Origin of the sequence: Agrococcus jejuensis (assembly GCF_007679035.1) — a bacterium.
GTDB classification, from domain to species: domain Bacteria; phylum Actinomycetota; class Actinomycetes; order Actinomycetales; family Microbacteriaceae; genus Agrococcus; species Agrococcus jejuensis_A.
In genome coordinates this window covers 1-289 of record NZ_VEFR01000023.1, presented here as the reverse complement: position 1 = coordinate 289, position 289 = coordinate 1, and the positions used below count along the sequence as shown (strand labels likewise).

At 70.2% G+C, this 289-nt stretch carries 1 protein-coding gene; it reads right to left on the bottom strand.

Features of this window, described 5'->3' with window-relative positions; all coding sequences use genetic code 11:
• Positions 1-79: 79 nt before the first annotated feature.
• Positions 80-289, bottom strand: a 210-nt coding sequence (locus FS793_RS16870) for a hypothetical protein (protein ID WP_222123788.1), incomplete at its 5' end; no start/stop codon positions are given.

Below are 289 nucleotides of genomic sequence, written 5' to 3'. Positions count from 1 at the left end.
CCTCCCCCTTCTCCATCTGCACCCCCCCCGCACCCCTCATCTCCCCGCCGCTCACCCTCCCCCCACCCTCCTTCCACACCTACCCCACCATCCCCTCCTCCTCCTCCCACCACACCACCACCCCCTTCACGTTCACCATCATCTCCCTCACCCTCTCCTCCTCCACGACCCCCTCCACCCCCCCCATCGCCGCAGGCACCCCCCCCTCCACCACGAGCACCCCCCCCCAGACCACCTCCCCGCGCACCTCCCCCCACAATCCGCCATTCCATGCCTCTGCCATCCCTCC